21 protein-coding genes are annotated in these 23,832 nt (G+C 70.3%); 5 read left to right on the top strand and 16 right to left on the bottom strand.

Annotation, left to right across the window (positions count from 1 at the left end; genetic code table 11):
• Position 1 precedes the first annotated feature (1 nt).
• Genes EOJ32_RS14010 through EOJ32_RS14000 form a run of 3 tightly spaced genes read right to left on the bottom strand, consistent with a single transcriptional unit; the run spans position 2 to position 3,056 of the window.
• Positions 2 to 1,027: an HlyD family secretion protein gene (locus EOJ32_RS14010; RefSeq protein ID WP_127898987.1), complete on the bottom strand. Its 1,026-nt coding sequence runs from the start codon at positions 1,025 to 1,027 to the stop codon at positions 2 to 4.
• Positions 1,024 to 2,631, bottom strand: coding sequence for an MFS transporter (locus EOJ32_RS14005; protein WP_127898986.1), 1,608 nt, complete (start codon positions 2,629 to 2,631; stop codon positions 1,024 to 1,026). The genes EOJ32_RS14010 and EOJ32_RS14005 overlap by 4 nt, the downstream gene beginning before the upstream one ends.
• Positions 2,628 to 3,056, bottom strand: a complete 429-nt coding sequence (locus tag EOJ32_RS14000) for a MarR family winged helix-turn-helix transcriptional regulator (RefSeq protein ID WP_045983896.1) — start codon at positions 3,054 to 3,056, stop codon at positions 2,628 to 2,630. The genes EOJ32_RS14005 and EOJ32_RS14000 overlap by 4 nt, the downstream gene beginning before the upstream one ends.
• A gap of 221 nt (positions 3,057 to 3,277) precedes the next feature.
• Between EOJ32_RS14000 and EOJ32_RS13995 the strand changes: the two genes are divergently transcribed.
• A complete protein-coding gene (locus tag EOJ32_RS13995; protein WP_127898985.1) occupies positions 3,278 to 4,783 on the top strand; it encodes an ABC transporter substrate-binding protein in 1,506 nt (501 codons plus the stop codon).
• Positions 4,784 to 4,816: 33 nt separating this feature from the next.
• On the opposite strand, the gene EOJ32_RS13990 is transcribed toward EOJ32_RS13995, so the two are convergent.
• Positions 4,817 to 5,953, bottom strand: coding sequence for an alpha-D-ribose 1-methylphosphonate 5-triphosphate diphosphatase (locus EOJ32_RS13990; protein ID WP_127898984.1), 1,137 nt, complete (start codon positions 5,951 to 5,953; stop codon positions 4,817 to 4,819).
• A gap of 95 nt (positions 5,954 to 6,048) precedes the next feature.
• On the opposite strand from EOJ32_RS13990, the gene EOJ32_RS13985 reads away from it, so the two are divergent.
• Positions 6,049 to 6,714: a DUF1045 domain-containing protein gene (locus EOJ32_RS13985; RefSeq protein WP_127898983.1), complete on the top strand. Its 666-nt coding sequence runs from the start codon at positions 6,049 to 6,051 to the stop codon at positions 6,712 to 6,714.
• Here EOJ32_RS13985 and phnN read toward each other — a convergent pair.
• Genes phnN through phnG form a run of 8 tightly spaced genes read right to left on the bottom strand, consistent with a single transcriptional unit; the run spans position 6,690 to position 12,157 of the window.
• The gene (gene phnN, locus EOJ32_RS13980; protein WP_127898982.1) at positions 6,690 to 7,217 is read right to left on the bottom strand and encodes a phosphonate metabolism protein/1,5-bisphosphokinase (PRPP-forming) PhnN; all 528 of its coding nucleotides are present in this window, start codon (positions 7,215 to 7,217) and stop codon (positions 6,690 to 6,692) included. The genes EOJ32_RS13985 and phnN overlap by 25 nt on opposite strands.
• Entirely contained in the window at positions 7,214 to 7,897 is a 684-nt protein-coding gene (gene phnL, locus EOJ32_RS13975) for a phosphonate C-P lyase system protein PhnL (protein WP_127898981.1), read from the bottom strand. The genes phnN and phnL overlap by 4 nt, the downstream gene beginning before the upstream one ends.
• A 2-nt stretch (positions 7,898 to 7,899) precedes the next feature.
• On the bottom strand, positions 7,900 to 8,658 hold the full coding sequence (phnK, locus tag EOJ32_RS13970; RefSeq protein WP_127898980.1) for a phosphonate C-P lyase system protein PhnK: 759 nt from the start codon (positions 8,656 to 8,658) through the stop codon (positions 7,900 to 7,902).
• A complete protein-coding gene (locus tag EOJ32_RS13965) occupies positions 8,655 to 9,515 on the bottom strand; it encodes an alpha-D-ribose 1-methylphosphonate 5-phosphate C-P-lyase PhnJ (protein ID WP_127898979.1) in 861 nt (286 codons plus the stop codon). Before EOJ32_RS13965 ends, phnK begins: the two co-directional genes overlap by 4 nt.
• On the bottom strand, positions 9,512 to 10,111 hold the full coding sequence (locus EOJ32_RS13960) for an HAD family phosphatase (RefSeq protein WP_127898978.1): 600 nt from the start codon (positions 10,109 to 10,111) through the stop codon (positions 9,512 to 9,514). The genes EOJ32_RS13965 and EOJ32_RS13960 overlap by 4 nt, the downstream gene beginning before the upstream one ends.
• Positions 10,108 to 11,175 (bottom strand): carbon-phosphorus lyase complex subunit PhnI, encoded by a 1,068-nt coding sequence (locus EOJ32_RS13955; protein ID WP_127898977.1) that lies wholly within the window; start codon positions 11,173 to 11,175, stop codon positions 10,108 to 10,110. The genes EOJ32_RS13960 and EOJ32_RS13955 overlap by 4 nt, the downstream gene beginning before the upstream one ends.
• Positions 11,175 to 11,723 carry a phosphonate C-P lyase system protein PhnH gene (gene phnH, locus EOJ32_RS13950; protein WP_127898976.1) on the bottom strand — a complete coding sequence of 183 codons (549 nt, stop codon included), beginning with the start codon at positions 11,721 to 11,723 and terminating at the stop codon, positions 11,175 to 11,177. The genes EOJ32_RS13955 and phnH overlap by 1 nt, the downstream gene beginning before the upstream one ends.
• Positions 11,720 to 12,157: a phosphonate C-P lyase system protein PhnG gene (phnG, locus tag EOJ32_RS13945; protein ID WP_127898975.1), complete on the bottom strand. Its 438-nt coding sequence runs from the start codon at positions 12,155 to 12,157 to the stop codon at positions 11,720 to 11,722. Before phnG ends, phnH begins: the two co-directional genes overlap by 4 nt.
• 87 nt (positions 12,158 to 12,244) lie before the next feature.
• Between phnG and phnF the strand changes: the two genes are divergently transcribed.
• The gene (gene phnF / locus EOJ32_RS13940) at positions 12,245 to 12,952 is read left to right on the top strand and encodes a phosphonate metabolism transcriptional regulator PhnF (protein ID WP_127898974.1); all 708 of its coding nucleotides are present in this window, start codon (positions 12,245 to 12,247) and stop codon (positions 12,950 to 12,952) included.
• On the opposite strand, the gene phnE (EOJ32_RS13935) is transcribed toward phnF, so the two are convergent.
• From phnE (EOJ32_RS13935) to phnC, 4 genes are all read right to left on the bottom strand, one after another.
• On the bottom strand, positions 12,949 to 14,262 hold the full coding sequence (gene phnE / locus EOJ32_RS13935) for a phosphonate ABC transporter, permease protein PhnE (protein ID WP_127898973.1): 1,314 nt from the start codon (positions 14,260 to 14,262) through the stop codon (positions 12,949 to 12,951). The genes phnF and phnE (EOJ32_RS13935) overlap by 4 nt on opposite strands.
• On the bottom strand, positions 14,259 to 15,104 hold the full coding sequence (phnE, locus tag EOJ32_RS13930; protein WP_127898972.1) for a phosphonate ABC transporter, permease protein PhnE: 846 nt from the start codon (positions 15,102 to 15,104) through the stop codon (positions 14,259 to 14,261). The genes phnE (EOJ32_RS13935) and phnE (EOJ32_RS13930) overlap by 4 nt, the downstream gene beginning before the upstream one ends.
• 62 nt (positions 15,105 to 15,166) lie before the next feature.
• Positions 15,167 to 16,066, bottom strand: coding sequence for a phosphonate ABC transporter substrate-binding protein (gene phnD / locus EOJ32_RS13925; RefSeq protein WP_127898971.1), 900 nt, complete (start codon positions 16,064 to 16,066; stop codon positions 15,167 to 15,169).
• 19 nt (positions 16,067 to 16,085) lie between these two features.
• Positions 16,086 to 16,904 carry a phosphonate ABC transporter ATP-binding protein gene (gene phnC / locus EOJ32_RS13920; RefSeq protein ID WP_127898970.1) on the bottom strand — a complete coding sequence of 273 codons (819 nt, stop codon included), beginning with the start codon at positions 16,902 to 16,904 and terminating at the stop codon, positions 16,086 to 16,088.
• Between the two features lie 200 nt (positions 16,905 to 17,104).
• On the opposite strand from phnC, the gene EOJ32_RS13915 reads away from it, so the two are divergent.
• The gene (locus tag EOJ32_RS13915) at positions 17,105 to 19,039 is read left to right on the top strand and encodes a TonB-dependent receptor domain-containing protein (protein ID WP_164871450.1); all 1,935 of its coding nucleotides are present in this window, start codon (positions 17,105 to 17,107) and stop codon (positions 19,037 to 19,039) included.
• A 156-nt stretch (positions 19,040 to 19,195) separates the two neighbouring features.
• The gene (locus tag EOJ32_RS13910) at positions 19,196 to 23,815 is read left to right on the top strand and encodes a DUF3320 domain-containing protein (protein WP_127898968.1); all 4,620 of its coding nucleotides are present in this window, start codon (positions 19,196 to 19,198) and stop codon (positions 23,813 to 23,815) included.
• Positions 23,816 to 23,832: the final 17 nt, after the last annotated feature.

The raw sequence follows: 23,832 nt of genomic DNA, 5'->3' as shown, positions 1-23,832 counted from the left end.
GTCAGGACCCGGCGCGGACCACGACAGACATGCCGGGGCGCAGGGCGGCGCGGTCCTGGTCGGGATCGATGGTGATGCGCACCGGCAGGCGCTGGGCGATCTTGGTGAAGTTGCCGGCGCTTGCGGTGCCCGCCATCAGGCTGAATTCCGATGCGGTCGCGGGCGACAGCGATTCGACCTGACCGGTGAACCGGCGGTCCTGCAGCGCGTCCACGGTGAAGCTGACCGACGAACCCGGCGCCAGGCCACGCATCGCGGTTTCACGAAAGTTGGCGATGACCCACAGGTCGGTGCCGACATGGGGGACCAGCGCGGTGCCGGGGGTCACGTACTGGCCGACATGGACGGCGATCTGGCCCAGGCTGCCGTCGGCGGGGGCATGGATGACGGTGTTGTCGACCTCGATCCGGGCCAGCTGGACGGCGGCCTCGGCGCTGGCGATGTCGGCGCGGCGGGCGTCCAGCGCGACATTGGCCGAACGGATCGCCTCGGTCTGGACGTCCAGGCGGGCGCCGGCCTGGATGCGGGCGGCCTGGGCCTGCTGCAGAGCCAGGCGGACCTGGTCGGACGACGACTGCGACGTCACGCCCCGGTCCAGCAGCTGCCCCGCGCGGTCGGCCTGCGATCGGGCATTCTCCAGCGCGCCGTCGGCGGCCTCGACGCCCGCCTGTTCGGCGCGGGCCACGGCCTCGGCCGACACGACGTCCTGTTCGGCGACCTTCAGCGCGGCCTGGGCGCCCTGCAGCAGGGCCTCGGCCTGGGCCAGCTTCTGGCGGGGGATGCGGTCGTCGATGCGGGCGATCACGTCGCCCTTCGCGACGGTCTGATAGTCCTCGACCTCGACCGCGGTGACATAGCCCGACAGCTGCGGGGCGATCATCGTGACCTCGGCGCGCAGATAGGCGTTCTCGGTCTGGGGGGCGGCGGTCGAGAAGGGCGGCAGGCCCCATGCGAACAGCAGCAGCAGCGTGCCCGCCAGGCCCAGGATCAGGGCAATGGCGGTCGGGACAAGGTTCTCTTTCTTCATGGCGTGGTTCCGGTGTTCTGGACGGCGGCCCGGCGGGCCATCACGTCGCGCAAAAGGTGAAGCAGCAGCACGGCCGCCGCCAGCAGGGCGGCCAGCGCGGTCAGCGCATAGGCATCGGCATAGGCGCTGACCCAGGCCTGGGCCGCGACCTGCTGGCCCAGATCGGTCGCCGCCTGCGCGCGGCGCGCGGCGGCATCGGGGATCTGGGCGGCCAGCATCGCGGCCCGGCCCGCCAGGGTCGCGACCGTTGCCGGATCGGTGGCGGTCAGCTGGACGGACAGGTCCTGCAGGTGCAGCGCCTCGCGACGGGTGGTGAAGGTGTTGAACAGGCCCGACCCCAGCACGCCGCCCAGGCTTTGGGTCGAGATGAAGACGATGACGAAGGACAAGATGTATTGCGGCCCCTTGGCCAGGGCCGACAGCAGGCCCGCCATCATCGCGGGCGGCATGAACAGCATCGCGGCAAAGCCGATCAGCGCCTGGCTGACCACCATCTGCGCGGGCCGGGTCAGCACGCCGGCGCCGCTGTCCAGCCAAGCGCCAGCGGCGATCAGCAGCAGGGCGGCCAGGTGGAACTGGGGCACGCGGGTGGGCCGCATCCAGGCGATGCAGGCCAGCGCGCCCATCAGGCTGGCCAGGGCGATCACGGCAAACAGGACGGTCATCTGCTGGGGCGCGACACCCAGCACCTGGAACATGCGCGGCGCGCCCGCCGACTGTTCCGACAGGATCAGCCGGAACAGGAACAGCGTGCCGGTCAGGTGCAGGATGGCCGGGCTGGCCAGCCAGCGGATGTCCAGCAGGGGGGCGGTGCGGTTCAGCTCCACGACCACCGCCAGGGTCAGAGACAGCGCCGCGCCGGCCAGCAGCCAGCCGATCCACGCGACATCCGTCCAGTTGTAGATGGGCCCCATGACAAAGGCCACGATCAGTCCGCCGAAGCCTGCGCCGATCAGCACGAAGCTGGCAAAGTCCAGCGGCTCGATCACCTTCTGGCGGGGGATGGGGCGCAGGGGCAGGCAAAAGACCAGCATCAGCGACACCAGCGCCATGCCCAGGCCCGTCACATGGACCGCCGTCATGCCCCCGTCGCCGATCAGGTACGGCCCCACGACGCGGGCCAGCGTCGGTCCGGTCATCAGCACCGTCATCGCCAAGGGCAGGCCCAAGGTCATCTTGGCCTGCGGGGACAGGGGCTCCAGCATGTAGAGGAAGGCCAGCGTCGACAGGGGCGCTGCGGCGGCACCCGCCAGGAACTGCAGCACCAGCGCCGAGCGGAAATCGACCGCCCACAGCGACGCCAGCGCCACCAGCGCATAGAGGATAATCCCCAGTTCCGCGAACCGCCGCAGCCCGTACTGGGTGCGGATCTTGATCAGCAGCACCGGCAGCGCCGCGCGCGGGATCATGTAGACCGCCAGCAGCCAGGCCGCGCTGGTCGTGGTGATGCCCAGATCGCCCGCAAGCTGGGGCAGGCTGGTGGACACGAAGCCCTGCTGCAGGCCCTGCGACAGGCCGATCACGGTGGCGGCCAGCATATAGGCCACGGCCTGCAATCCGGGCAGCGGCGGATGCGGCGGCGGGGGTGCGGCAGGGGCGCTCATGTCCGGTCCATCCGTTCGATGTTGCGGGCGATCCGGTCCAGCACCTGGGCCGCGCGGTCCAGGTCCTGCGGATCGATTCCCTCTAGCACTTCGCCGCGCAGGCGGTGCGTGAATTCGACGATGGCGCTGTCGCGACCGCGTTCGGTCACGACCAGCCCGTTCTTGCGGCCGTCGCCATCCAGAGGACGCCGTTCGACGAAACCGCCGGCGACCAGGGCGTCGATCTGGCGTTTCAGGGTCGGCGCCTCGATCGCCAGTTCGGCGGCCAGTTCGGTCTGGGTGATGCCGTCGTGATGCGCCAGCGTCGTCAGCGCGCGCGCCCGCGACAGGGTCAGACCCACGTCCCGCGCCCTGCGATCATAGCTGCGCCGCAGGGTCCGCATGACCCGCAGCAGGGTATCAAGGATCGGGCTTTCGCGGGGCATGACGCGTCCTTTCGGCTGGTTCGTTAGCTAGCTAAGGATATCGTCGGCCAGCATCAATGCCCCGACCGAAAGAAATTTGCAGGATGTGCAATTTCGAGGCGCAGACGCATCACGGTTGCCAGTCGCGGATCGTGAACCTTAGTATACACTAATGATCCGGTCCCATTTCGGGTTGGCCGCACAGGGCGTCGCCAAGCGCCGGAACCGATCGGGAGACATCGATGAAGCTGACCACCTTTCTGGCCACGGCCCTGGGCACCGCCGCCATCGGCGGCATGGCCGTCGCCGCCGACCTGCGCATCGGCCTGAACGAGGACCCGGATTCGCTGGATCCCGCACAGTCGCGGACCTTCGTGTCCTCGCTGGTCTATGAATCGCTGTGCGACCGGTTGCTGAACACCAATGCCGACATGGAGATCATCCCCGAACTGGCCACCGACTGGGCCTGGTCCGATGACGGCAGGACGCTGACCCTGACGCTGCGCGAGGGGGTGACGCATCACGACGGCACACCCTTTGACGCGCAATCCGCCCGCCGCGTGCTGGAGCGGAACATGACGATGCAGGAAAGCCGCCGCAAGGCGGAGCTGGGATCGATCGACCGGGTCCAGGCTACGGGCGATCATGAACTGACCATCACGCTGACCGCGCCCGACGTGACGCTGCTGGCGCAGCTGGCCCATCACGCGGGGCGGATGTATTCGCCCGATGCCGCCGATACGGCGGGCGCCGCCTTTGGCCGGGCCCCGGTCTGTTCGGGCCCCTATGCCTTTGTCGACCGGGTCGAGGGCGACCGGATCGTGCTGGAACGCTTTGCCGATCACTGGGACGCGGACCAGTTCCATTACGACCGGGTGATCTATCTGCCGATCCCGGACACGACGGTGCGGCTGGCCAACGTGCGGTCTGGCGATCTGGACATCATCGAACGCACCGCCCCCGCCGACGTGCCGGGCGTGCGGGCCGACGACCGCCTGCAGCTGTTCGAGGTGCCCAACATCGGGTATCAGGGCATCACCATCAACGTCGGCAACGGACCCCGCGCGGAGGCGCCGCTGGGCGCCGATGCCCGCGTCCGCCAGGCGCTGTCGCTGTCCATCGACCGCCAGGCGCTGAACCAGGTCGTGTTCGAGGGGGAATACGTGGTCGGCAATCAATGGGCCGCGCCGGGCACCCCTTATTACGACGACCGCGATCCGATCCCCGCGCGCGACCCCGATGCCGCCCGCGCCCTGCTGGCCGAGGCGGGTGTCCAGACCCCCATCCGCGTCGAGATGCAGATCGGAAACAACCCCATCGCCCAGCAGGTCGGCCAGGTGATCCAGGCCATGGCGGCCGAGACGGGGTTCGACATCTCTCTGCGCGCGACGGAGTTCGCGACGCTGCTGTCCGAGAACGTCGCCGGCAATTTCGACATGTCGCTGCAGGGCTGGTCGGGCCGGATCGACCCGGATGCCAACATCCACCCCTTTGTCGGGTCAGACGGGGCCAACAACGACCAGCATTACCGCAATGCGGAGATCGACGTCCTGCTGGCACAGGCCCGGTCTGAACCCGACACCGCGGCCCGCAAGGCGCTGTACGACCAGACGCGCGACATCCTGAAACAGGATCTGCCGCTGATCTATCTGTACCACATCAAGTACTTCTACACGGTGCGCCAGGGGATCGAGGGGTTCGAACCCTATGCCGACGGCATCATCCGGCTGCGCGGCGTGTCGGGCTGATCGCGGCCGCGCGCCCCCGGCGGGGCGCGCGGCTCAGGCGGCGGTCCGTGTCCACAGGCCCCGCACGGCCGCGGCGCCGCCGACCTGCGCCACGCGGATGACGTCGGCCCGCGCGCCCGGTGCCAGCCTGCCGCGATCGTGCAGGCCCACGGCCTGGGCGGGCGCCTGCGTCACGGTCGCGATGCCGCGCGCCAGATCGCCCCACAGATCGCCCAGCATCATCGCCCCCGACAGCAGCGACGACGGCACGTAATCCGACGACAGGATGTCCAGTAGGTCGGCCCGCGCCAGGTCGCTGGCCGCGACATTGCCGCTGTGCGATCCGCCGCGGATCAGGTTGGGCGCGCCCATCATCACGCGGATGTCGTGGTCGCGGCAGGCCTGTGCGGCATCCGCTGTGGTGGGGAATTCCGCGAAATGACAGCCATGCGCCGCGCTGACCGCGACCTGAGGGGCGGTGGTGTCGTCGTGGCTGGCCAGCACCGCGCCATAGCGGCGCGCCTCGGCCACGGCGGTCGCCTCGTGCAACTCGCCCACGCGGGCGCGCAGGGCCTGCTGGTCGGCGACATGGTCCAGGAACTGGGCATCCGACAGGCCCTTCTTGCCGCAGACATAGTCGCGCAGCTTGCCGATGTCGCGGAACTGGCGTTCGCCGGGGGTGTGGTCCATCAGGCTGACGATGCCGATGCGGTCCCGGGGGCCGAACTTGGCCATCTCCTCGGGCAGGGTCTGGGAACAGATCTCGGCGCGCAGGTGCAGGAAATGGTTGATCCGCAGCGCCCCCTGGGCGCGCAGGCCCAGGATCTCGTCGGCTAGGGCGCGGGCATATTCGCCGTAGCCTGCATTGTTCGACGTCACGACCGACCCCACGCGCAGCGCGTCAAAGACGGTGGTGATGCCCACGCTGGCCAGTTCGGCGTCATGGGCGATGATCGCATGGGCATGGGGCCAGTCGACGCCGGGGCGCGGCTCGATATGGCGTTCCAGGTTGTCGGTGTGCAATTCGATCAGGCCCGGCATCAGCAGGTCGCCCTGACAATCCAGCGCGCCCGCGGGCAGGGCGCGGCCCTGGCCGATCTCGGCGATCAGCCCGTCGCGCAGGACCAGGTGGCCGTGGATCACCTCGGTCGGCAGGACCAGGCGGGCGTTGGCAAGGATGATGTCGGTCATGCGGTCGGGTTCCGTCTTGAAGGATCATGTCGAAGGGCGTCATCTGGCAGACGGCTGTCACAGCCGTGTGACACAACGGGCTTAGGGTGCCGCGCATGCAGGATTTCACACGATATGCCGTCTACTACGCGCCGCAACCCGGCATCTTCGCGGACCGTGCGGCGGCGTGGCTGGGCTGGGACCTGGCGGGCGGCCATGCGGTCGATGATCCGTCCCTGCCGGCGCGCCCGGTGGGCCAGCCGCGCCGATACGGGTTCCACGGCACCATCCGCGCGCCCTTCCGCCCCGTCGTCCCCGAAGCGGACCTGATCGCGGCCGTCGACGCGCTGGCCATCAACCGTCCGGCATTGACCTGCGGGACGCTGGCGCTGCGCGATCTGGGCGGGTTCCTTGCGCTGATGCCCACCGGGGGCCAGCCCGACCTGATCGCGCTGGCCGATGCGGTGGTGCGCGCCACCGATCCGCTGCGCGCGCCGCTGACGGCCGAAGAGGTCGCGCGGCGGCGCCCCGACAGCCTGACCACGCGCCAGCGCGCCCTGCTGGACCGGTGGGGCTATCCCTTCGTGATGGAAGAATTCCAGTTTCACCTGACCCTGACCGACCGGCTGTCCGCCGCGGAACGACCCGCGGTGCAGGCCGCGGCTCAGGCCTGGCTGGGCCCTGTCCTGCCGCGGCCTTTCGTGATCGCCGACCTGTGCCTGGTGGCCCAGGATGCGCAGGGCCGGTTCCACCTGCGTCATCGCGCGCCCCTGTCGGGCTGAAGCGCGGCCAGAAGGCGTTCGGTCCCTTGCGCAAGGCAGGCATCGTTGCACACGGTCAGGTGGGCGATGCCCGGCGGCATGGCGAAGGCGGCGCGGCGCAGGCGGGCGGCGATGTCGGCCGACCCCTCGCGGCCGCGGTCGGCCAGGCGGCGCGCCAGCACCTCCGCCGGGGCGGTGATCAGGATCACCCGCAGGTCGGGCAGCCGGGCCAGCGCCTGCGGCAGGGCCGCGCGGCTGCCGTTGAAGATCACCGACGGCCCCGTCAGCTGATCGTGCGGGATGCCGTAGCACAGGCCATGCGCCCGCCAGTCCAGCGCGAAATGCCCGCCGTCGCGCAGGGCCGCGAAGCGTGCCGGGGTGACGCCATCGAAATCCTCTCCTCCGGCGTCGGAGGGGCGGGTGATCACCCGCCGCGCCAGGCGCAGATCGGGCCGCGCGGCGCAAGCCGCGGCGATCAGTGTGTCCTTGCCCGCGCCGGATGGTCCTACGACCGCCGCGATCATGCCGCGCGTCCCGGCGTGAACCCGGTCACGTCCACCAGCCGGTCGCAGACCGCGTCGCGCGCCTCGGCGTCGTGAAAGATGCCCAGGATCGCGGCGCCGCGGGCCTTGGCCTCGGCGATCAGGGACAGGACGACCTGCCGGTTCGCGGCGTCCAGGCTGGCCGTGGGTTCGTCCAGCAGCAGCACGGGATAGGGATGGACGAAGCCGCGGGCGATGTTGATGCGCTGCTGTTCGCCGCCGGAGAACGTGGTGGGCGACAGGCCCCACAGCCGGCGCGGAATGTTCAGCCGCCACAGCAGGCCTTCGGCCTGCGCACGCGCTGTCGCGGCGGGCACCCCAAGCGCGCGCAGCGGTTCGGCCACCACGTCCACCGCAGGCACCCGCGGCAGCACGCGCAGGAACTGGCTGACATGGCCCAAGGTGCCCCGCCGCAGTGCGGTCACGGTGCGGGGCGCGGCGCCTACCAGTTCCGTGCCGGCGATGCGGATGCTGCCGCCGCCCGGCAGATAGTTTCCCTGGATCATCCGCATCAGCGTGGATTTGCCCGCCCCGGACTGGCCCACCAGCCCCACGCATTCGCCGGGATCCACGTGCAGCGCGGCCCCGGCCATGACCGGGATGACCGTGCCGCCCTGATTGTGCAGGGTAAAGGACTTGGAAAGGTTTTCGACCTGGATCATCGTCACACCTGCAGGACGGAGGAGACAAGAAGCTGGGTATAGCCGTGCTGCGGATCGTCCAGCACCTGGTCCGTCAGGCCCTGTTCGACCACGCGGCCCGATTTCATCACCATCAGGCGGTCGGCCAGCAGGCGCACCACCGCCAGGTCATGCGTGACGATGACGACTGACAGACCCATGTCGCGCACCAGCCCGCGCAGCAGGTCCAGCAGCCGCGCCTGCACGCTGACATCCAGCCCGCCCGTGGGTTCGTCCATGAACACCAGCCGCGGCCCGGTCACCAGGTTGCGCGCGATCTGCAGCCGCTGCTGCATGCCGCCGGAAAAGGCCTGCGGGCGGTCGTCGACGCGGTCCTGGGCGATCTCGACCCGGTCCAGCCAGTCGATGGCGGCGGCGCGGATGTCGCCGTAATGGCGCTGGCCCACGGCCATCAGCCGTTCGCCGACATTGGCCCCGGCGCTGACGCCCATGCGCAGCCCATCGCGGGCATGCTGGTGGACATAGGCCCATTCGGTGCGCGCCAGCCGGCGGCGTTCGGTTTCGGCCATCGCCAGCACGTCGCGCCCGTCATAGGTGACGGTGCCCGCATCGGGGCGCTGATGCCCGGCCAGACAGGAGAGCAGCGTCGATTTGCCCGACCCGCTTTCCCCGACGATGCCCAGGACCTCTCCGGGCCACAGATCAAAGCCGACGCCGGTGCAGCCGATCCGCGCGCCATAGCGGCGTTCCAGGTTCCGGACGGACAGGATGGGGGCGCTCATGCGGCCTCCGCGGCCAGGCGGCCCCTGTGCCCGGCGGCGACCCGCGCGGTGCAGAAATCGGTGTCGGAACAGACGAACATCCGCCCGCCCGCGTCATCGGTCACCACCTCGTCCAGATAGCTGGCCTCAGCGCCGCACAGGTCGCAGGCGTGATCGGCCTTCGAGGGGCTGAACGGGTGGTCGTCGAAATCCAGGCTGACGACATGGGTATGCGGGGGCAGGGCATAGATGCGCTGTTCGCGCCCCGCCCCGAACAGCTGGATCGCCGGGCTGTCCGACAGTTTCGGGTTGTCGAATTTCGGGATCGGCGACGGGTCCATGACATAGCGCCCCTCGACCGTGACCGGATAGGCATAGGAGGTCGCGATGCGGCCGTGCCGGGCGATGTCCTCGTACAGCTTGACGTGCATCAGGCCGTATTCCTCCAGTTCGTGCATCTTGCGGGTCTCGGTCTCGCGCGGTTCCAGAAAGCGCAGCGGCTCGGGGATGGGCACCTGATAGACCAGGATCTGGCCCTGGGTCAGGGGCGTCTCGGGGATGCGGTGGCGGGTCTGGATCAGCGTCGCGTCGGCGGTGGCGGTGGTGACGGCGACCCCCGACGTGCGCTGAAAGAACGTGCGGATGCTGACCGCGTTGGTGGTGTCGTCGGCGCCCTGGTCGATGACCTTCAGGCGGTCGTCGGGGGTCAGGCAGGCGGCGGTCAGCTGCACCCCTCCGGTGCCCCAGCCATAGGGCATGGGCATCTCGCGGCTGGCGAAGGGCACCTGGTATCCGGGGATCGCCAGCGCCTTGAGGATGGCGCGGCGGATCATCCGCTTGGTCTGTTCGTCCAGATAGGCGAAGTTGTAACCGCTCATAGCAGCCCCCGTCGGATCAGGTCGTCCTCCAGCGCGGCGGGATCGGTGAAATGATGCGCGGCCATGCCTGCGTCGCGCGCGCCGGCGACGTTGCGGGGGCTGTCGTCGATGAACAGGCACTGGTCGGGCGCCACGCCCGCCCGGTCGCACAGCGTGGCGAAGATGCGCGGGTCGGGCTTCAGCACGCCCTCGATCCCTGACACGATGGTCACGCCAAAGGCTGTGGACAGCCGGGGATGGGTCGCAAGGCCGATAGGCCAGGTTTGCGCGGACCAGTTGGTGATCGCGTGGACCGCGTGGCCCCGCGCCCGCAGGCGGTCCAGAAGCGCCCATGTCCCCTCGATTGGCTCGCGGATCGCGGCCGCGTGTCCAGCCCGATAGGCCAGAAAGGCCGCGCGGTCTCGGGGATCGGCGATCGCCTCGGCCAGATCGTCGAAGCACGCGCCCCCGTCCGCGCGCTGGTTCAGCGTGGCGAAATCCACGCGATCAAGGAAAGCCAAGACCGACGCATTGTCGCCCAGCAGGGGCAGGAAGGCGGCCATCGGGTCCCACCGGACCAGCACGTTGCCGATGTCGAAAACGATCGCCTTGATCATTGCGCATCCTTTGCGTTGTCGTCCCGCAGCCGGCGCACCAGCTCCAGTTCGGCCTGGAAATCGACGTAATGGGGCAGCTTGATGTGCTCCAGGAACCCCGTCGCCTGGATGTTGTCGCAATGCGACAGCACGAATTCCTGGTCCTGCGCGGGGGCGCCGGTGAAATCCTCGCCCAGTTCCTGCCAGCGCAGGGCGCGGTCGACCAGGCTGACGGCGATGGCCTTGCGTTCCGACTGTCCCATGACCAGGCCGTATCCGCGCGTGAACTGCGCGGGTTCGGTGCGCGAGCCCTTGAACTGGTTCACGGTCTCGCATTCGGTCAGCGCGATCTCTCCGATGTCGATGGTCAGGTCCAGCTCGGGGATGTGCATCTGCACGGGGACACGGCCGATGCGCAATTCGCCGACAAAGGCATGGGTGCGCCCGTAGCCACGCTGGGTGGAATAGGCCAGGCCCAGCACGAACCCCTCGTCCGCGCGGGCCAGCGCCTGCAGGCGCAGCGGGCGGTTCGCGGGCAGTTCCAGCGGCTCGCGGGTCAGGTCGGGGGCGGGGGTGTCGTCGCGGGGGCTGGGTTCGATCAGCCCGTCGCGGTCCAGGATCGCCATGACGTGGGGCATGGCGCCGGCGTCGGGCGCGGCCAGCGGCGCGGGGTCCACCGCCGCCTGATTGGCAAAGTCCAGCAGGCGATGCGTGTAATCGAAGGTCGGCCCCAGCACCTGACCGCCCGGCACATCCTTGAACGTGGCCGAGACGCGCCGGTCCACCGCCATCGCGCCCGTGTCCACCGGCACGGACGCACCGAACCGCGGCAGCGTGGTGCGATAGGCGCGGATCAGGAACACCGCCTCGATCAGGTCGCCCCGTGCCTGGCGGATCGCCAGCGCGGCCAGGTCGGGGTCATACAGCGACCCCTCGGCCATGACGCGGTTCACGGCCAGGGCCATCTGCGCCTTGATCTGGTCGACCGACATCAGCGGCAGGTCGGGGTCGCCGCGGCGCTCCTCGGCCAGCCAGGCATGGGCGTTCTCGATGGCGCGTTCGCCACCCTTGACGGCGACATACATCAGGCGGCCTCCACGCGGGTGCTGCGCGGCAGGCAAGCCAGCCGGTCGCCGCAGGTCAGGATGAAGTCCAGGCCCATCGGGAACAGGGCGCGGTTGGTGCGGAACGGCGCGGTCGCGGGCAGGGACAGCGTCGCGCGGTCGCGGATGCCCGGCCCGCGCAGGACGGGACCGTCCGCGTCCAGCCGGTCCAGCTCGACGATCAGCGTGGCCGAACGGTCGGGATAATCGGGCAGGCCCACCGCAAAGCGGTCCAGCGGCAGCAGGTCGGGCCAGCGCCCAACTGCCAACGCGGCCGACGGTGCATCCGCCAGCGGGCAGCCTGCGTGAAACCGCAACCACGGGGCCAGGTCGGGCAGCGCGCCCGGCAGATGCACCGGCGTCGTCGGATCGGCCAGCAACAGCAGCACCGTCGCGGCGGCGGGGCCGACCCCGGGGGCATGGGCCTGATCCAGGCGGTGGATCGTGCCGGGCCGGGCCATGGCCTCCATCAGCACGCGGAACCCCTGGGCCGATTGGCGGGCGGGATCGGTGAATCCGTGGCCGGTCATGCGTCCTCTCCGCGTTGCAGGGTGAAGAATTCGACCCGGGTGGCGGCGGCCTTGGCGGCGCGGGTGTCGCGGGCGGCTTGCGCGTCGTCGCGCAGCGCGGCGATCAGGGGGGCGTGGGTGGCGGGGTCGGTCTGCATCAGCGCGTCCATCGCCGCGGCCCGCCGCGCATGGGCGTGCGACCGCCCCTGCACATGGCCGTGGCCCTGCGTGCCGCAGGGCAGGCGCAGGGCGCAGCGGGTCACGGTCATCTCTCCGACGTTGAAGGGCGCGCCGGTGGCGCCGATGCGGCCCTGAACCATCACGGTGCCGGTTTCGGGCGCGCGCAGCAGGGCGTGATCGGGCAGGTCGGGCAGCAGCTGCGCCAGCCTGTCGGGCGCGCTGCGGGCCAGGATCGACAGCCAGTCGCGGCGATGGGGAATGGGGGAAGCTGACATCTTGCCGGGGTGTCCCGTTATCTATACAACTAGACATGTGATAGCGCGCCTGCGCCATGTTCTCAACCGGAACCGTGTGAATTTTTGATGACGGACAAGACCCCCCTGTGGCAGGCCATCGCCGACACCCTGCGGGCCGAGATCACCTCGGGCCACTATCCCCCCGGCGACCGCCTGCCGTCCGAGGCGGCGCTGGCCACCCGTTTCGGGGTCAACCGCCACACGGTGCGCCACGCGCTGGCGCAGCTGGCCGACGCGGGGCTGGTCCATGCCCGGCGCGGGGCGGGGGTCTTCGTGACCGCGCGACCGACCGACTATGCCCTGGGCCGTCGGGTGCGGTTTTCGCAGAACCTGGCGGCGGCGGGGCGCACGGGGTCGCACCGCTTCACCCGGCTGGAAACCCGCCCCTGCGACGCGGTCGAGGCGCAGATGCTGGACCTGTCCCCCGGCGATCCGGTCCACGTGGTCGAGGGGCTGTCGCTGGCCGACGGCCAGCCGCTGGCGCTGTTCCGGTCGGTGCTGCCGGGATGGCTGGCGGGGTTCTGCGACCAGGCCCGCGACCATCAGTCGATCACCGCGGCGCTGGCCGCCTGCGGGGTGGCTGACTATACGCGGGCCAGCACCCGCATCACGGCCAAGCTGGCCAATGCCACGCAGGCGGTGGCCCTGCAGATCCCGCAGGGCGCGCCGGTGCTCCGCTCGGTGGCGGTGAACCTGGATGACCGAGGCCGGCCCGTGGAATACGGGCGGACGTGGTTCGCGGGCGACCGGGTCTCGCTGGTGCTGGCGGACTAGGACCCGCGGATCAGGCGGCGCCGCAGCCAGCCCGACAGGCCGTCCATCGCGATGACCAGCACCACGATCAGCAGGATGTAATAGGCGACCTTCTCCCAATCCTGCGTGGTCTGGATCGCCTGCGTCAGCATCAGTCCGATGCCGCCCCCGGTGATCGCGCCGATGATCGTCGCGCTGCGGGTGTTGCTTTCCAGAAAGTACAGCATCTGCGACAGCAGGACCGGCATCACCTGGGGGATGACGCCGAAGCGGTAGCGTTGCAGCGCGCCCGCGCCGGTCGAGCGGATGCCCTCGATCGGCTTGGCGTCCACGTTCTCCAGCGCCTCGGAGAACAGCTTGCCGAAGCTGCCGGTATCGGTCAGCAGGATCGCCAGCGCCCCGGTCAGCGGCCCCGGACCGAAGGCCCGCGACAGGATGATCGTGAAGATCAGCGCGTCCACGCCGCGCACGAAATCGAACACGCGCCGCACCGCGAACCGCAGCGCCCGCGACGGGGCAAAGTTCTGCGCCGCCAGGAACGCCAGCGGCAGCGCCACGAAGGCCGCGCCGAAGGTGCCCAGGAACGCCATCAGGATCGTCTCGAACAGGGCCCAGGCCACGGCGCCGTGCTGCCAGATGTCGTTCGTCCAGAATTCCGACAGGGCCAGCGACAGGTTGGACCGCGCCGGGTCGATCCGGTCGCCCCACAGGACCGCCGCCGCGACCTGTTCCGCGGACAGGCCTGCCAGCGGGCTGGACAGGTCGAAGAAGAACATCTCCCACCCCCAGAAATAGCGCAGGGTTTCCGTGCGGGCGCGGGTGGCGGTGACGCGGCCCTGATCGGTGGTGATGGTTACGCGGGCGGGGCTGGCGTTGATGAACGCGGGCACCTGCCCGTCGGGCGTGTCCAGCGTCACGCCGTCGCCGACGGTCAGCGTGACGGGGCCGTAATCGGGAATGTCATAGGTGGTGCGCGGCCCGTCATAGGTGACGACATGGCCCGCGCCCAGGTCGATCACCGTCCGCGACCCCTCTGCCGCGACCCAGTCCGGCAGGCGGTCGGGGGCAAAGGTGGCGCGGGCGCTGCCTTCGACGCTGACGGACAGGGCGTCGCGGCGGTTGTCGCGGGTCACGTGGATCTTGTGGCTGACCGTGTCGGCCATCAGCACGGCCGCGTTGTCCAGCCGCGCCCGCTGCGCCAGCCCCGCCAGATCGAAGCTGATCGCGGCATAGACCAGATAGGCCAGGATCAGCGCCGGCACCGCCAGCGCCATGCGCCGCCTGCGGTCCATGATGCGGATGGTGCGGTCCTGCAGGGTCATCGTGGTCATGCGGGGGCCCCATGCGTCAGGCGGTTTCGGGCCAGGCCCGAGATCTGGTCGACGACTACGATGGTCATGAACAGCAGCAGGAAGATCGCCGCCGCCTGATCGAACTTGCCCTGACCGAAGGTCATCGCGTTGCGCAATTCGTATCCGATGCCGCCCGCGCCGACGAAGCCCAGGATGGCCGATGCGCGGATGTTCACCTCCAGCCGCAGCAGGCCATAGGACAGATAGTTCGGCGCCACCTGCGGGAACACGCCCAGCCAGATGCGCTGCGACCAGGTGGCGCCGACGGATGCCAGACCCTCGACCGGTTTCAGGTCGACGTTCTCGTTCACTTCGGAGAACAGCTTGCCCATCGCGCCCGCGGCGTGGATCGCGATGGCGATGACGGCGGGGACCGGGCCGCCGCCCAGGATGAAGATCAGCACCAGCGCGATGACGATTTCCGGGATGGCGCGGCAGACGTCCGAAACCCGCCGCGCCACCGGCACCAGGCGCGGCCACCGGGCCAGGCCACGCGTGGCCGCCAGCGACAGGGCGGTGCCCGCGATGCAACCCAGAAGCGTGGCGACCAGCGCGATGTTCAGCGTCTCGACCAGGGCGGGCAGGGCGCGGATCATGTGGCCGGGCAGGTTGGCCGATTTCTGCACCGCCTCGGACACAAGGGCCGCGGGGAAATCGCCCACCTGGTGCAGCCCCTGCCAGAACCCGCCGGCGTTGCGGGCGTCGGCCACGCGGAACCCCGACACCATCATCGCCACGAAGATGACGACCAGCAACCCGCCATAGAGGCGTCGCCTCCGCGTCAGCGCCAGATAGTCGTGCTGGATTTCGGCCAGTGCCATGCTGCCTCCTGGATATGCGAAGGCCGGGCCCTGTGTGGGGCCCGGCCTGGATGGGGTGGCGATCAGTTCATCTCGGCGCGGCGGATGGCGATGATCGTCTCGTATTCTGCGTGGGTGACGGGGCTGAAGCCCGCGGTCTCTCCGGCGGCGACGCCATAGGCGCATTCGGGGTCCGATGCGTGCAGGCCTGCGACCAGGTCGATCATCGTCTGGCGCACGTCCTGGGGCAGATCCTTGCGGACGACCACCGGGCCTTCCGGGATGGGCGAGGATTTCCAGATCTCGACGATGTCGTTCATGTCGACGATGCCCGCATCGGCCGCCTTGCGCAGCGCGCCGGAGTTGTAGCCGTCCTCCCACGCGCCCTGGCCGTCGGCCCAGGTCACGCCGGCGTCGAAATCGCCGTTGACGACGCCGATGATCGACTGTTCATGACCGCCCGAAAACGCGATGCGGCTGAAATAGTCGCCCTCGGTCATCGAATAGCCCGCCTCGGGCAGTTCCACGTTCGGGATCAGGAACCCCGAGGTCGAGTTCGGGTCGGCAAAGGCAAAGCTCTTGCCCTCCATGTCGTCCAGCGAGGTGATGCCGCTGTCGGCGCGCGCGAAGCCGATCGAGTGATAGGTATAGCTGCCGTCCAGGTTGGTCTTGACCAGCACCGGCTCGACCGCCTCGGGGTCGGCGACGTACACGGCGGCATAGGCCGACGCGCCCAGCCATGCCATGTCCAGCGACCCGCCCAGCAGCCCCTGGATGACGCCGTTGTAATCGGCGGGGGTGAACAGGCGGACGGGGACGCCCAGGGCCTGTTCGGCATAGTCGCGCAGGCATTCGTTCGACGCCATGCGGTCCTGGGCGTTCTCTCCGCCCAAAAGGCCGATGCGGAATTCGGTGATCTCCTGCGCGTGCAGGGGGGTGGTCAGGGCGGCGGTGGCGGCCAGCAGGCTCAGCAGTCGGGTCATGGTGCTCTCCGGTTCGGGATCAGGCCAGCATGCGGGCGGCGTATTCGACATCCGCGCTGGTATCGGTGGGCATGGCGGTCGAGGTCGCGCTTTCGTTGAAATCCGCGTCGGCGCCATAGATGTCGCGGGCCACGCCCGTGGTCAGCTGCGACGGCAGCCCGTCGAACACCACGCGCCCGTCGCGCATGCCGATCACCCGGTCGCAATAGCGCCGCGCGGTGTCCAGCGTGTGCAGGTTGGCGATGACCATGCGGCCATCCTCGACGTTGATGCGGCGCAGGGTGTCCATCACGATCTGCGCGTTCATCGGGTCCAGGCTGGCGATGGGTTCGTCGGCCAGGATGATGCGGGGGTCCTGCATCAGCGCGCGGGCGATGGCCACGCGCTGCTGCTGGCCGCCGGACAGGGCCTCGGCGCGCTTGGGCGCCTGTTCGGCGATGCCGAGGCGGTCCAGGATCTCCAGCGCGCGAAGTATGTCGGCGCGCGGCCACAGGTTCAGCACCGTCTGCAACGTGCCGCGCCGGTTCAGGATGCCGTGCAGCACGTTCGACACCACGTCCATGCGCGGCACCAAGTTGAACTGCTGAAAGATCATCGCGCATTGGCTTTGCCACTGGCGGGCGGCGGCGCCGGTCAGGGCGGCGACGTCGCGCCCTTCGACCAGGATCCGGCCGCTGGTGGCGGGGGTCAGCCCGTTCATCATGCGCAGCAGCGTCGATTTTCCCGCGCCGGACCGGCCGATGATGCCGACGAAGGCCGGGCCGTCGATGCGGAAGGAAACATGGTCGACCGCCGCCTTGCGGCCGAAGATGCGGGTGGCGTCGCGAATGTCCAGCATGGGGCCTCTCGATGTCATGGGGGCCGTCTAGCGGCGGGGCGTGACACCCATCCGACGATGCGGTGACGATCGGGTGACAGGGGTGGCGTGCCCGCGCGCGATCCGGGCTTAACAGGCGGCGGCGTTGCCCCTATGAGGATGGCGTTGCCAGCCCGGCCCCGCGCCATCGCCAGCCATTGACCCGATGGATGGAGAACCCGATGACGCGACACCCCTTGGCCGCCCTGATGCTGGGCACCGCGCTTGCCCCCTTGCCCGCCCTGTCCCAGCCGATCCTGCTGGACGAGATCACCCTGACGGCCGAAGGCGAGGCCCCGGCCCGCATCGCCCCCAGCGCGGAACAGATCAAGGATGCCCGCACCGGCACCATCGAGGACGTGTTCCGCGCCGAACCCAGCGTGACCGTCAGCAGCGGCATCGCCATCGCGGAACGCGTCTTTGTCAACGGCATCGACGAACAGCAGCTGTCGGTCAGCGTCGACGGGGCCGCGCAGAACAACCGCATGTTCCACCATACCGGCACCAACATGATCGATCCGGGCCTGTTGAAGGCCGCGCGCGTCGATCCGGGCGTGGCGCCGGCGGATGCGGGCTTTGCCGCGCTGGGCGGCAGCATCGCGTATGAGACGAAATCGGCCATCGACATGCTGGAGGACGGGCGCGACCGCGGCGGGCGCGTCACCATCGGCTATGGCGACAACGGCGGCACGGCGACGGGGGCGGTGACGCTGTACGGGCGCCAGGGGCCGGTCGACGCGCTGATCTATGCCAAGCGGGCGACGGGCGACGCCTATCAGGACGGGAACGGCCGCACCGTGGCCCGCACGGGGGCCGACCTGAACAGCGAGGCGCTGAAGCTGGGGGCCGAGTTCGGCGACTGGCGGGCGGAGCTGGGTGCCATCCGGTTCCGGGACGACGCGCTGCGCCCCTATCGCGCGAACTTCACCGGCACGATCGGGGGCCGCCCGGTCCCCGAGACGCGCCGCTATGCGCTGGAACAGTCGACCCAGACGTTGACCCTGCGCCGCACGGTCGCGGACGGCCTGCTGGACCCCGAGATCCGCATCGCACGCAGCCGCAACCAGCTGGACACCGTCGACCTGCCCACGCCCGACGCCCCCGTTCCCGATTTCAACAATGGCGATGCGGATACCGTCAGCGTCGTCCTCCAGAACCGGATGACCGTGCACGGGGTCGAACTGACCGCGGGCCTGGACAACTATCGCACGCGCGCGACCTATGACGGGGTGTTCCGCGGCACGGCCGCCGCGTTCCGCGAGGACCGAACCACGACCGGACTGTTCCTGCAGGGGCGGGGCACGGCGGGGGACATCGACTACAGCGCGGGGCTGCGCCATGACTTAAGCCGGTTCACCGGCGCTGGGGGGCAGCGCCTGGACACCGACGGGACCAGCGCGAACGCCGCGGCCACCTGGCACGCCACCGATGCGCTGCGCCTGAACGCGGGCTGGTCGACGGTGTTCGGCGGCACGCAGCTGGCCTCGGTCTATGAGCTGGACGCGCCCTATGTCGCGCCCAGGGCCTATGACGCGCTTGAGCCCACGCGGGCGCGCAACGTGGTGATGGGCGTCGAATGGCAGCCGGGTGCGACGACCCTGGGGGCCGAGCTGTTCCAGACCCGCATCGAGGGGGTCCGCAAGGGGCTGGTGTCGCGCGATCTGGAAAGCCGGGGTTTCCGTCTGTCCGCCCGCCGCGACTGGCAGGGCGGCTTTGCCGCGCTGCGCTACAGCGACACAAAGGTCGAGCTGGACGGCCAGCCGTCCTCCAGCTTTGACCTGCGCGAACTGGGCACCGTGCCGGGCGGCATGCTGTCGCTGGAGGCGCGGCATGCCGTCATGGCCGGGCTGACCCTGGGCGGTGTCATCCAGCACGCGATCGAGGAGGACGGGCAGGGCGTGGATGTCGACGGCGACTGGCCCGGCTATACCGTCGTGGACGTCTTTGCCGAATACGAACCGGCCGCGTTCCGCAACGTGACCCTGCGCGCCGAGGTCAACAACCTGTTCGACCGTGCCTATGCCGACCGGGCGACCTATGGGGCGGATTTCAGCACCGTCGTGCAGCAGCTGGAACCCGGACGCAGCATCGCGCTGACGGCCGATCTGCGGTTCTGATGGCCCCCCGCGGTCCGGGAAACCGGGCCGCACCCCTCGAAATGTCCCGAGGAAGTGGCGTTTTCCGTCTGGAATCCCTCGTCTTTCGTTCAGGTTGCGGTTATGTTCCCCTTCCGCCCCCCTGGGGTCGGACGCGCAACGAGAAGACCTGGACCGATGACCCAATCCCAGCCCGCCGCCCTGACCCGCACCCTGGATGCCGCCCGCCGCAAGCTGCTGGAGACGGGGACGCGCAACCGCCTGATCCATGTGAACCGCGACAATCAGCGCGCCAGCTGCCTGAACATCATCCACGAACGCAACGACGAGGTCTGGCGCCTGCTGCGCATCCAGGGCAAACGCATGCGCTTTCGCGCCATGGGCAGCGACACGGCCACGCCCGAGGGCGTGCTGCTGCTGGCCGCGCCCGGTGCGCAGACCCAGTGCGACAGCCAGCTGGAGACCCCCCTGGGCCCCGAGGCGCTGGCCCGCCGCCTGCTGCGCCTGTCGCACGACGCCCGCACCGCGGAGGAGGAGCAGGGCCTGAACGTGCTGTACCTAGCGATGGGGTTCCTGCGCTGGCGCGAGGCGCCCGGATCGCAGGTCCTGCGCGAGGCGCCGCTGATCCTGCTGCCGGTGCAGCTGGTGCGCAACGACCGCAGCTCGACCTTCGACCTGATGGCGCGCGAGGACGACCTGACCGCCAATCTGCCGTTGCAGGAGCGTTTGCGCCAGGATTTCGGCATCCAGCTGCCCGAGATCGAGGAGGACGACAACTGGACGCCCGGCGACTATCTGAGCCTGGTCCAGGACGTCGTGTCCGGGCAGCAGGACTGGCAGGTGGACCGCGACGGGATGCAGCTGGGGTTCTTTTCCTTCGCGAAGCTGCTGATGCACCGCGACCTGGACCCCGCCAACTGGCCCGAGGGGGCGTTCGACGGCAACCCGCTGCTGGACGGGCTGCTGGCGCAGGGGTTCGCGGGCGACGCGCCGCTGTTCGGCGATCGCGACCGGCTGGACGACCGTCTGGACCCGGCGCGCATCATCCAGGTGATCGACGCCGACGCATCCCAGACCAAGGTCATCGAGGAGGTCCGCGCGGGCGCCAGCCTGGTCGTGCAGGGCCCGCCGGGCACGGGCAAGTCGCAGACCATCACGAACATCATCGCCGCCGCCGCCCATGACGGCAAGACGGTGCTGTTCGTGGCCGAGAAGATGGCCGCCCTGTCGGTCGTCCACGACCGCCTGGCCCGCGCGGGCCTGCGCGACATCTGCCTTGAGCTGCATTCGCGCAGCGCCAACAAGAAGGCCCTGGCGCAGGAGCTGGGCCGGACCCTGATGGCCGGGGCGCATCCGTTGCCCGCCACGGCAGACCCCGCGCGCCTGCGCCAGACGCGCGATATGCTGAACGCGGTCACGGGCCTGCTGCACGACCCGTTGCCGCCTTGGGACGAGGCGCCCTATGCGGCGCTGTCGCGGATCATCGGGTTCATCGGCCAGGGCGCCCGCCCGCCGGCCATCCCGCTGGACGGCCTGGAGGCGCTGGACGCCACCGCACGTGAACAAGCGGCGCAGGCCATCGCCCGGTTCGTGGCGGCGCGCGACCGGGCCGGTCCGCCCCAGGCCCATCCGTTTCGCGGCGCGCGGGCGCTGGACCTGCAGCCGACCGATCTGGCGCGGCTTGGCGACGACCTGCGCGCCGCGCTGGCGGCGCTGCAGGCGGTCGCGGCACAGGGCCAGCCGACGCTGGACCGGGCCGAGGCGCGGGTGCGGATGCTGCGTCTGCTGGCGCGCCCCCCACAGGGGGCGGCGGATCACGCCGCGACCCTGTTCGCGGCCGCCCGCGATCCCCGCCTGGTCCAGGCGCTGCAGGCGGGCGCCGAATGGGCGACGGCCCAGGAACAGGTGTTGACCCGTTTCACCCCCGCCGCGCCGGATCTTGACCCCGCGCCCCTGCGGGCCGGGCTGGCGCGCGGGGTGGGGTCATTCCTTGGTCGGCTGTTCGGCCCCTATCGTGGGGCGTCGGCGCAGCTGCAGACGCTGCTGGTCGGACCGATGCCGTCTGCGGCCGCCGACCGACTGGCGCTGGCGGATGAGCTGGTGGCGCTGCGCCGCCTGCGCCGTGTCCTGGCCGACGACGAAGCCTATCTGGCGGCGACCCTTGGGACCGACTGGCGGGGCGAGCGGACGCCCTTTGCGCGGCTGGCCGCGGTGGCGAGCTGGCTGGGAGAGTTGGACGGCTGCCTGCCGGATGGGGCGGCGGTGGTGCAGGCGCTGACCGACATTCCCGACCCCGCGGCACAGGGCGATGCGCTTGCGGCGGCCGTGCAGGATGCGCGAGCGGCGCTGGCGCGGGTTCGTGACAGGCTGGACCTGGACGCGGAGGCCGCGGGCCTTGCGGGCGATGCGCCGATCGCGGATTGGCAGGCGGCGCTGTCGGGCATGTCCGACGCGCCCGCCCGCTATGCCGAATGGGCCGATCTGGCGCGCGACGCGCAGGTGGCGGGCCGCCACGGCGCAGCCGCGGTGGTCGAGGCCGTGCGTGCTGGGCAACTGGCCCCGCAGGACGCCGCGACCGAGTTCGCCTATGCCTGCGCCGAGGCGCGCTGGAACGCCGCCCGCCAGGCGCGTCCCGCGCTGAACGATCTGCCGATGCTGGATCGCCACGACCTGGTCGGCCTGTTCCGCCAGCTGGAGGCCGAGCGGATCGAGGCCACCAAGACGCTGATTCTGTCGCGACATTTCGACCAGCTGCCCCGCGGCACGCAGGGAGAGATGGGCCTGATCCGCGGAGAGATCGCCCGCCGCCGCGCGCACAAACCGGTGCGCTGGCTGATGCGCAACGCGGGCGCGATGGTCCAGCGTATCAAGCCGGTGATGCTGATGAGCCCGATCTCGGTCGCCCAGTTCCTGCCGCCCGATGCGGTCAGCTTTGATCTGCTGGTCATCGACGAGGCGTCGCAGATCCGCCCCGAGGACGCCTTGGGCGTCATCGCGCGCGCGCGCCAGATCGTCGTGGTGGGCGACCAGAAGCAGCTACCGCCGACATCGTTCTTCGACCGCCTGGTCGACGATGCCGAAGACCAGGACGAACCCGAGGACGGCCCCCAGGGCGCGAACGTGGCTGACATGGAGAGCATCCTGTCGCTGTGCGAGGCGCGGGGACTGCGGTCGCGGATGCTGGAATGGCATTACCGGTCGCGCGACCCGTCGCTGATCCGGGTGTCGAACGCGGAATTCTATGACGACCGGCTGGTGCTGCCGCCGTCGCCACTGCAGCTGGACCCCGATTACGGGCTGAAGTTCTGTCGCGTGTCCGGCGCCTATGCCGCGCGCGGCAGCGGGCGGGGGCGCGCGGGGACGAACCGGATCGAGGCCGAGGCCGTCGTCGCCGCCATGGCCGATCACGCCCGCAACTGGCCGGGCCTGTCCCTGGGCGTGGTCGCCTTCTCCAAGGCGCAGGCCGACATGCTGACCGAGGTGGCGGATGCCGCCCGCCGCCGCAACCCGGCGCTGGACGCGCTGCTGCGCGAGGGCGGGGCCGAGGACGTGTTCGTCAAGAACATCGAGAACGTGCAGGGCGACGAACGTGACGTGATCCTGATCTCGGTCGGCTACGGCCCGTCCGAACCCGACGGGCCGCTGACCCGGATGCAGTTCGGCCCCGTGAACGGCGAGGGCGGAGAGCGTCGTCTGAACGTGCTGTTTTCCCGTGCGCGCATCCGCTGCGAGGTGTTCGCGTCCTTTGACCCGGGCCAGATCGACCCGTCGCGGACCACGCGTGAGGGGCCGCGCGTCCTGAAGCGGTTCCTGGATTTCGCGCAGTCGGGCATCATCGAGGAACGCCGCCCCACCGGTCTGGCCCCCGACAGCCCGTTCGAGGAGGATGTCGCGCGCGTGATCCGCGATCTGGGCTATCTGGCCGATCCGCAGGTCGGCAGTGCCGGGTTCCGCATCGATCTGGGCGTGCGCCATCCTGACCGTCCGGGCCAGTACCTGGCGGCGGTCGAATGCGACGGCGCCGCCTATCACGGTGCGTTGTGGGCGCGCGAACGCGACCGTCTGCGCCAGGACATCCTGGAGAATCTGGGCTGGCGGTTCCACCGCATCTGGAGCACCGATTGGTTCCACCGCCGCGAGGCCGAGATCGCACGGCTGCGCGACGCCCTGTCGCAGGCCCGCGATGCGGCGCAGGACGGCATCCGCCCGCGCGGCGCGAACCATGGGGCAGGGCCTGTCGTCCAAGACGACCCCGAACCGGTCCTGGAGATGGCGCCGCCCTCGCTGTCGGCGCCGCCCTATCGCCGCGCGGACCTGCAGGCCCCGCCGGAGGGAGAGCCCCATGACCAGCCCGACGCCGTACTGGCCGACCTGGCAGCGGCCGTCATCCGCACGGAGGGGCCGGTCCATGCCGACGAGGTGGCGCGGCGCATCGCCGCGGCCTTCGGCAAGGCGCGCACCGGCAGCCGGATCGGAGAGGCCGTGGCCCGGGCCACCGCACTGGCCCTGCGCCGCGATGCCGACCTGATGCGGCAGGGCGATTTCCTGATGACCCGGGCGCAGGCCGACAGCCCGCCCGTCCGCGACCGCAGCGCCGAGACGGGCAGCCTGCTGAAGGCCGCCTGCCTGCCCCCGCAGGAGATCGCCGCCGCCGCGCGGATGATCCGGACCGAGAACGGCGGCATGACGCCCGACCAGCTGACCCGCGCCGTGGCGCGCCTTCTGGGCTTTCAGCGCGTGGGGCCGGACCTGTCCGAGGCGATATCGGGGGTGCTGCTGGGCATGGCCGCGGCCTGAGGCCTATTCCCCGCCGG

Origin of the sequence: Paracoccus sp. Arc7-R13 (assembly GCF_004010775.1) — a bacterium.
In the GTDB taxonomy this organism is placed as follows: Bacteria; Pseudomonadota; Alphaproteobacteria; order Rhodobacterales; family Rhodobacteraceae; genus Paracoccus; species Paracoccus marcusii.
This window is presented reverse-complemented; position numbering and strand designations above follow the sequence as displayed.